Source organism: Plantibacter sp. MDV22-iso1, from assembly GCF_058408345.1.
In genome coordinates this window covers 589,187-597,075 of record NZ_JBZVDY010000002.1, presented here as the reverse complement: position 1 = coordinate 597,075, position 7,889 = coordinate 589,187, and the positions used below count along the sequence as shown (strand labels likewise).

The following is a 7,889-nucleotide window of genomic DNA, read 5'->3' as shown; positions in this document are numbered from 1 at the left end:
CAGGCGGCGGGTGAGGTGGACGTCGACGGTGTCGCCGATGTCCTTGCCGAGGCGCTTCCGGAGCTTCGCACTGATGGACAGCATGTGACCACCGGAGCCGGTCGGCATGAGGCCGACGTTCGGGAGCTCGACACCGTCGACGATCGCGTCGACGCGGACGGATTTGCCGGTGCCGAAGAACTCGGCTGAGCCGGGCATCTCCACGCAGGACCAGACGTCGCCCTTCACATCGACGCCGATCGGCGTGGTGAAGCGGTGGTCGAGCTCGGTCGGTTCGATGGCCATCGGTGGCGCCCCTCGTCGGTCGTGGTCGGCGTGGCCATTGTCGCGGCTGAGTCCGACCCGTGGCAAGGGCGGGACCGTCCCCGTTCCCGCTCTTCGACAGGCTTAGGGACCGCGTTTCCTACCCCGCTCCCGCCCTTCGACAGGCTTAGGGCCCGCTTGTCGAGGGCCCCCGGAAGCACTCGGCCCCTCGGCAGGCTCGCGAGGAGCACTGCCGAGGGGCCGGGAACCTCAGTTCTGGGGGAAGCCGAGGTTGATGCCGCCGTGGGAGGGGTCGAGCCAGCGGGCGGTGATGGCCTTCTGCTGGGTGAAGAACCGGACGCCCTCGGCGCCGTGGGCCTTGGTGTCGCCGAAGAGCGAGTCCTTCCACCCGCCGAAGGAGAACGTCGCGACCGGCACGGGGATGGGCACGTTGATGCCGATCATCCCGACCTGGATCTCGTTCTGGAACCGCCGGGCGGCGCCGCCGTCGTTGGTGAAGATCGCGGTCCCGTTGCCGAACGCACCGCCGTTGATCAGCGCGACGCCCTCTTCGTAGGACTGCACGCGCACGACCGCGAGGACGGGTCCGAAGATCTCCTCCGTGTACACCTTCGACGTCGTCGGGACGTTGTCGATGAGGGTCGGGCCGAGCCAGAACCCGTTCGGGTCGCCGTCGATGGGGGTGTTGCGGCCGTCGACGACGATCGTCGCACCATCCTGTTCGGCGATGTCGAGGTAGGAGGCGACCTTGTCGCGGTGCACCTTCGTCACGAGCGGTCCCATGTCGCAGTTCCGACGGCCGTCACCGATCCGCAAGGTGGCTGCACGCTCGGCGATCTTGGCGATGAGTTCGTCCGCGACGGGCTCGACGACCACGACCACCGAGATCGCCATGCAGCGCTCGCCCGCGGATCCGAAGCCGGCGTTGATCGCGGAGTCCGCGACGAGGTCGAGGTCGGCGTCGGGCAGGACCAGCATGTGGTTCTTCGCCCCGCCGAGCGCCTGGACCCGCTTGCCGTGCGCGGTGCCGGTCTCGTACACGTACTTCGCGATCGGGGTGGAACCCACGAAGGAGATGGCGCGGACGTCGGGGTGGGTGAGGAGCCCGTCGACGGCCTCCTTGTCACCGTTCAGCACCGTGAACACGCCGTCGGGGAGCCCGGCTTCCTTCCAGAGCTCCGCGAGCCAGATCGCCGCGGACGGGTCCTTCTCACTCGGCTTCAACACGACCGTGTTCCCGGCCGCGATCGCGATCGGGAAGAACCACATCGGCACCATCGCGGGGAAGTTGAACGGCGAGATGATGCCGACGACCCCGAGCGGCTGCTTCGTGGAGTACACGTCGACGCCGGTGGAGACCTGCTCGGAGAACTCGCCCTTGAGGTGGTGCGCGAGGCCGGTCGCGAACTCCACGACCTCCTGCCCGCGCGTGATCTCACCCAGCGCATCCGAGACGACCTTGCCGTGCTCCGCCGTGATGATCTCCGCCAGCTCGCCCTTCTTCGCCTCGAGCAGCTCACGGAACTTGAAGACGATCTGCTGACGCTTCGCGAGCGGCAGGTCGCGCCAGGCGGGGAAGGCGGCAGCGGCGGATGCGACGGCGCGGTCGATCTCCGACTGGTCTGCGAGCGCGACGTGCTTCGTCGCGACACCGAGCGCGGGGTCGTAGACCGGGGCGGTGCGGCCGGAGGTGGACGGGGCCTCGGCTCCGTCGATCCAGTGCGGGACGACCGGCAGCGTGCCGGCGTCGGTGGTGGTGCTCGTGGCGGTGGTGGTCATGCGGATGGCTCCTGGGCGTCGTGGGGTGCAGGGGTGCTTGGTGTTGGTCGTGCCGCGGCGGACGGGGCCGGGGTCGGGAGTCCCGACACCGAGTCCCAGAACGGGTCCGGCTCGCCGCTCATGCGCGCAGCTCCCCGAGGGCGGCGTCGATGATGGCGACACCCGAGGCGACCTCGTCGGCGGTCACGACAGCGGGCGGGACGACGTGGATGCGGTTCTCGCTGATGAACGGCAGGAGGCCGGCCTCGAGCAGGGACGTCTTGAACCGACCCATCGCCGCCGCATCGAGTGGTGCGCGGGTGTCGCGGTCCTCGACGAGCTCGACCGCCCAGAACACGCCGCTGCCGCGGACCTCGCCGATGAGCTCGTGGCGCTCGGCGAGGGAGCGGAGCGCGGGCCCGATGTGGTCGGCGCCGATCGCCTTGGCATGTTCGACGACGCCTTCCTCGGCCATGGCGGTGAGCGTCGCGACGACACTCGCGGCGGCGAGCGGGTGGCCGGAGTATGTGAGTCCGCCAGGGAACACCTGCTCGTCGAAGACGCGGGCGATGTGCTCGGAGACGATGACGCCACCGAGCGGCACGTAGCCGGAGTTGACGCCCTTCGCGAAGGTGATGAGGTCGGGTCGCACGTCGAACGCGTCGAACGCGAACCACTCACCGGTGCGGGCGAAGCCGGCCATGACCTCGTCGAGGATGAGCATGATGCCGTAGCGGTCCGCGATCGCGCGGACCCCCGCGAGGTAGCCGGGTGGCGGCGTCAGGATGCCGGCGGTGCCGGGGACGGTCTCGAGGAGGATCGCGGCGATCGAGCCGGGACCCTCGGCCTGGACGGTGCGCTCGAGGTGACGGAGAGCGCGCTCCGACTCCTCCTCCGGCGTCGTGGCCCAGAACTCGGTGCGGTAGAGGTAGGGGCCGAACACGTGCACGTGACCGCGCGCGTATTCGTTGGGGATGCGGCGCCAGTCGCCCGTCGCGACGATGGCCGCGCCCGTGTTGCCGTGGTACGAGCGGTAGGTCGAGATGACCTTGTCCCGGCCGGTGGCGATGCGTGCCATGCGGATCGCGTTCTCGTTCGCGTCGGCGCCGCCGTTGGTGAAGAAGACCTTCTCGAAGCCCTCGGGCGCACGCTCGAGGATGAGACGAGCAGCCTCGGCACGGGTCGCGTTCGCCGCGGCGGGCGCGATCGTCGTGAGCTGCGCCGCCTGCTCCTGGATCGCCGCGACGACCTTCGGGTGCTGGTACCCGAGGTTCACGTTGACGAGCTGGCTGGAGAAGTCGAGGTAGTGGCGTCCGTCGTGGTCCCACACGGTGCTGCCGAGGCCGCCCGCGATGGGGAGCGGCTTGAGCGTGCTCTGGGCGGACCAGGAGTGCAGGACGCGCTGGGTGTCGGCGTCGCGGACGCCGGCGTTGTCGAGGCCGGAGAGGAAGTCATTGATCACTCCTGCAGCCTGGCAATCGACGTGGCCGATGTACATGGCGGGATCAGTGGTAGCTTCGGCACATGTCCACCACTTCGGTGATCGCTGGCGAGGTCGGCCGTGCGTCGTCGAACGTGTCCCTGCGTACGCTCATGGCCGAGCCGGTGTTCAAGCTCGGCCTCGTCGTCGCGGGTGACGCCGACGTCCTCGACCGCGACATCGCCTGGGTGCACAGCTCCGACCTCGGCGACCCGACACCCTGGCTGGAGCCCGGCCAGCTGCTCCTCACCGACGGCATGCAGTTCACCGGTGAGATGAGCGACGAGCTCGCCGACCGCCGCGCCGACGAGTACGTCCGCCGCCTCTCCGCCCGGGGTGTGCTCGCGCTCGGGTTCGCCACCGGGATCATCCACGCCGACATCCCGCAGCGGCTCGTCGACGCCTGCGATCGACACGGGTTCACCCTGCTCGAGGTGGGGGAGCGGACGCCGTTCATCGGCATCATCCGGTTCGTCGCCGACGCGGTCGCCGCCGCACGCGTGGCGTCGCTCGAGTGGTCGCTCGCCGCCCAGCGCGCGGTCGCGAGGGCCGCGCTCCGACCCGACGGCCTGACCGCGATCCTCGCGGAGCTGGGGCAGCAGCTCGGTTGCTGGGTCGCGCTGTACGACGCGCTCGGCAACCGGGTCACCACGAGGACGCGCGAGCCGGTGCCGGAGGGTGTGGAGGCCGCCGTCGCCGAGGTGCTGCGGCGCGGGTCGCGGGCCGGACTGCACCTCGCGGACGGAGCGGAGGGCGCGACGCTGCTGACGCTCGGCCGCCGAGGCGAGCTGCGGGGCATCCTCGCGGTCGGGTCCAGTGTGCCGCTCGACCACGCCGAGCACGACCTCGTCTCCAGTGTCATCGGCCTCGCGAGCATCGCCCTCGAGCAGCACAGCGCCCTCGACCTCGCACGCCGGCAGCTGCGCTCCGGGCTCCTCGAGCTGCTGCTCTCCGGCGACCGCGCGGTCGCCGAGCGCACCGCCCAGCGGCTCTGGGGGCCGCTGCCGCCCGACCCGATCCGCGTCGCCGTGGTCGACATCCCCGAGGGTGAGCTGGGCTTCCTCTCGGAACTCGACGTGCAGGCCGCGGCGCATGGCGGCAAGCTGTTCTTCGCCGAGCAGGACGAACGGATCGTCATCGTGTCGAGCGACGCGGACACCGGACTCTGGGACGCCGTCGTCGGTCGCCACGGGCTGTCGGGCGGGGTGTCGGCGAGGACGAGCTGGGAGCGGTTGCGGGACGGGCTGGCCGAGGCCGAGCGGGCGCGCGCATCGGCGGGGGAGACGCCGCGACTCGTGCGATACGAGGCGCTCGCCGAGCAGGGGTTGCTCGGGTTGCTGAGTGCGTCGGGCGGGGAGGTGCTGGCGAACCGGCTGCTCGAGCCGCTGGGCGGGCTCGGCGCTGAGGCTCGTGCGGTCCACGTGACCACGGCTCGGGTGTGGTTGGAGGCCAACTGCGTCACCGATCAGGCGGCTGGCCGCCTCGGGATCCACCGGCAGACCCTCCGAGCGCGCATCGGCACGCTGGAGTCGCTGCTCGACCTCGACCTCTCCCGCTTCGGCGACCGAGCCGAGCTGTGGAGCGCCCTCCAGCTCGCCGACGGCTGACGGATTCGCGCGTCGTGCACCCTCGTTCCCAGATTCACCCCTTCGGTCCCTGAGCTTGTCGAAGGGCGGTGGTCATCGGGGCGGGACTGCACTTCGACAGGCTCAGTGACCGGATGGGGCTCAGTGACCGGGGAGGTTCTCGGTGGGGACTGCCGATCGACGAGCGTCAGTGCACGAGCTGGCTCACACGTTGCACCGAGACCCCGAAGACGGCCGCGGCGTCGCTCTGGCTGGCTCCCTTGGCGATGAGGCTCAGGACGGCCTCGCGGCGCTTGCGCGCTGCCTCGCGCACCTGCTGGCGTGCCTGCTCTTCAAGGGTGTTGGATTCGCCCCAGAGGCCGACCGCCTCATCCCGGACCGTCACAACGACGTCCGCGTGGTAGTCATCGAGATCGAGCCACAGGGCCGCGACGTCGCGGGCAGCTGCAGCGATGTCCTTGAACCTCTTCGCTGAGCCCATGGCGACGATCCGGTGTCCCGCGCCTCGGGGGGAGTCGGTGGTGAGCGAGGGGATCTCGAACGTCCACCACTTGCCGTCGAGGTAGGTCACCACGTCGAGCGTCTGGGTCACGGTTGCTGCGGTCATTCGCGGGCCTCCTGATTGTCTGTCGGCGCGGTCGAGCGGTGCGGTGCGCTACTTCCACCCGCTCGGCGCATCCGGGAACATCTCGATGAGCTGCTTCACGATTCCGGCCGACACCTCGTGATGTGGAATCGTCAGATACTCGCGCCCGTTCTCCGGATTGCCCCATTTCTCGTGGGAACCCTTCTGCTGCCGGAACAGCACCCAGCCTTTCGAGCTGAGGAACCTCACCACATCGCGGTACTTCTGTGGCCTCGGCATAATTCTACTCAAGCCCCCCATTGATTTCAAGATGAAGAGGGGGCTAGATATTTGAAGCCGCTGACGCAACTCGACCGTGCCCCAGACTGACGAGCCTCGCCCTCCTCGAAAGGCTAGCTCGCGACGTCATCGCACCTGGTCGGGTGCGCGCGCCCTGTGGACAACGGGAGTGATGCACGCCCTGTGGGGGACGTTCGGCCACCGAGCGCAGCTCGGCCACCGAGTTTGTCGAGGTGCGTACGAGGCACTTCGACAAGCTCAGTGGCCGGAAAGCGTTCCGCGGGTGAGGAGCGCGGTGAGCGGGTGCACCGTGTCCCGGTCCTCGCGCGCACCCCATCCCGGTCCCTGAGCTTGTCGAAGGGCGGTCGACATGGGGCGGGACCGCACTTCGACAGGCTCAGTGACCGGACGGGGGCGTCTGTGGCCGGGGCCGAAGCACCTACGCGATGCGGATGAGCTTCTTGTTGACGAACTCGTCCATCGCGGGCTTGCCCATCTCGCGGCCGGTGCCGGAGCGCTTCACGCCGCCGAAGGGCAGCTCCGCCGCGTCGCCGAGCACGAGGTTGATCCACACCATGCCGGCGTCGATCCCGTCCGCGACCCGCAGCGCCTGCTCCTGGTCGGTCGTGTACACGTAGGAGCCGAGGCCGAACGGGGTGTCGTTCGCGAGGCGCACGGCCTCCTCCTCGGACGCGACCCGGTAGAGCGCCGCGACGGGGCCGAAGAACTCCTCGTGGAACGCGTCCATCTCGGGCGTCACGTCGGTGAGCACGGCCGGCGGGAAGAAGTTCCCCGACGGCTCGCCGGATGCCAGGATCGTCGCGCCCTGTGCCTTCGCACGTCCCAGCTGTTCGCCGAGTCGCTCGGTCGCGGCGGCCGACGACAGCGGGCCGAGCTGGGTGCTCTCCGCCATCGGGTCGGCCGGTGCGTTCGCCGTGAAGACCTCGGTGAACTTCGCGGCGAAGTCGTCGAACAGCTCGTCGATGATGATGAACCGCTTGGCGGCGTTGCAGGACTGCCCGTTGTTGTCGATGCGGGCGTTGACGGCGTCCTGGACGGCGGCGTCGAGGTCGTCGGTCGACAGCAGGATGAACGGGTCGGACCCGCCGAGCTCGAGCACGACCTTCTTGAGGTGCTTGCCGGCCAGCTCGGCGACCGCGGAACCGGCGCGCTCCGAACCGGTGACCGAGACGCCCTGCACGCGCGGGTCGGCGATGACCGTCGCGATCTGGTCGTTCGTCGCGAAGATGTTCACGTACACGGAATCGTGGGCGCCCAGCTCGGCTTCGGCGTCGTCGAAGATCTGCGCGATCGCCAGCGCCGACTCGGGGCACTGCGGGGCGTGCTTGAGGAGGATGGTGTTGCCGTTGACCACGTTCGGGCCGACGAACCGCGCCACCTGGTAGTACGGGAAGTTCCACGGCATGATGCCGAGCAGCACCCCGAGCGACGCACGACGGATGAACGCCGAACCGGTGCCGTCGGACAGCTCGATCGGCTCGTCGGCGGAGAAGGCCTCGCCGTTGTCGGCGTAGTACTGGTAGATCGCGGCGGCGAAGTCGACCTCGCCGAGCGCCTGCTCGTACGTCTTGCCCATCTCGCGGACGGCGATCTCGGCCAGCTGCTCACGGCGCTCCGTGTGGAGGGCGGCGACGCGGGCGATGAGTGCGGCGCGGTCGGCGACGGGAGCGCGACGCGACCACTCCTCGTGGGCGGCGGACGCGGCGGTGATCGCCTGCTGCAGCTCCTCGTCCGTGATCGTCGGGTAGTCGCGGAGAGTCTCTCCGGTCGCGGGGTTGACGACGGCGTAGTCGCTCACTGGTGTGCTCCTTTGTCTGAGGTGCTGCTGGTGCGGTGCGGTGTCCGTTGCCGGCCGATGCGAGCTGTGCGGGTTCGACGTGAGCGGGACCACCACCTGCACCGTATCGAACCACGC

At 69.6% G+C, this 7,889-nt stretch carries 7 protein-coding genes; 1 reads left to right on the top strand and 6 read right to left on the bottom strand.

Translation table 11 applies throughout. The annotated features are described in order from the left end of the window. From AC4PMY_RS13465 to AC4PMY_RS13455, 3 genes are all read right to left on the bottom strand, one after another. Positions 1-285: DUF1905 domain-containing protein (locus AC4PMY_RS13465; RefSeq protein WP_491622972.1), on the bottom strand; the 285-nt coding region annotated here is incomplete at its 3' end. A 228-nt stretch (positions 286-513) separates the two neighbouring features. Continuing rightward, a complete protein-coding gene (locus AC4PMY_RS13460; RefSeq protein WP_491622971.1) occupies positions 514-2,043 on the bottom strand; it encodes a CoA-acylating methylmalonate-semialdehyde dehydrogenase in 1,530 nt (509 codons plus the stop codon). A 118-nt stretch (positions 2,044-2,161) separates the two neighbouring features. Continuing rightward, on the bottom strand, positions 2,162-3,484 hold the full coding sequence (locus tag AC4PMY_RS13455) for an aspartate aminotransferase family protein (RefSeq protein WP_399543154.1): 1,323 nt from the start codon (positions 3,482-3,484) through the stop codon (positions 2,162-2,164). Positions 3,485-3,546: 62 nt separating this feature from the next. Here AC4PMY_RS13455 and AC4PMY_RS13450 point away from each other — a divergent pair, with 62 nt between their 5' ends. After that, positions 3,547-5,109 (top strand): PucR family transcriptional regulator, encoded by a 1,563-nt coding sequence (locus AC4PMY_RS13450; RefSeq protein ID WP_314140610.1) that lies wholly within the window; start codon positions 3,547-3,549, stop codon positions 5,107-5,109. Positions 5,110-5,275: 166 nt separating this feature from the next. On the opposite strand, the gene AC4PMY_RS13445 is transcribed toward AC4PMY_RS13450, so the two are convergent. From AC4PMY_RS13445 to AC4PMY_RS13435, 3 genes are all read right to left on the bottom strand, one after another. Next, positions 5,276-5,695: a helix-turn-helix domain-containing protein gene (locus AC4PMY_RS13445; RefSeq protein WP_491622970.1), complete on the bottom strand. Its 420-nt coding sequence runs from the start codon at positions 5,693-5,695 to the stop codon at positions 5,276-5,278. Positions 5,696-5,743: 48 nt separating this feature from the next. Then, positions 5,744-5,953: a type II toxin-antitoxin system HicA family toxin gene (locus AC4PMY_RS13440; RefSeq protein ID WP_491622969.1), complete on the bottom strand. Its 210-nt coding sequence runs from the start codon at positions 5,951-5,953 to the stop codon at positions 5,744-5,746. A gap of 439 nt (positions 5,954-6,392) precedes the next feature. After that, positions 6,393-7,772, bottom strand: a complete 1,380-nt coding sequence (locus tag AC4PMY_RS13435) for an NAD-dependent succinate-semialdehyde dehydrogenase (protein WP_491622968.1) — start codon at positions 7,770-7,772, stop codon at positions 6,393-6,395. Positions 7,773-7,889 lie beyond the last annotated feature (117 nt).

What these genes read in the sequence shown, in the direction of transcription:
- AC4PMY_RS13450 (WP_314140610.1), top strand. Translation starts at nt 3,547, where the DNA reads ATGTCCACCACTTCGGTGATCGCTGGCGAGGTCGGCCGTGCGTCGTCG.
- AC4PMY_RS13445 (WP_491622970.1), bottom strand. Translation starts at nt 5,695, where the DNA reads ATGACCGCAGCAACCGTGACCCAGACGCTCGACGTGGTGACCTACCTC.
- AC4PMY_RS13440 (WP_491622969.1), bottom strand. Translation starts at nt 5,953, where the DNA reads ATGCCGAGGCCACAGAAGTACCGCGATGTGGTGAGGTTCCTCAGCTCG.
- AC4PMY_RS13460 (WP_491622971.1), bottom strand. Translation starts at nt 2,043, where the DNA reads ATGACCACCACCGCCACGAGCACCACCACCGACGCCGGCACGCTGCCG.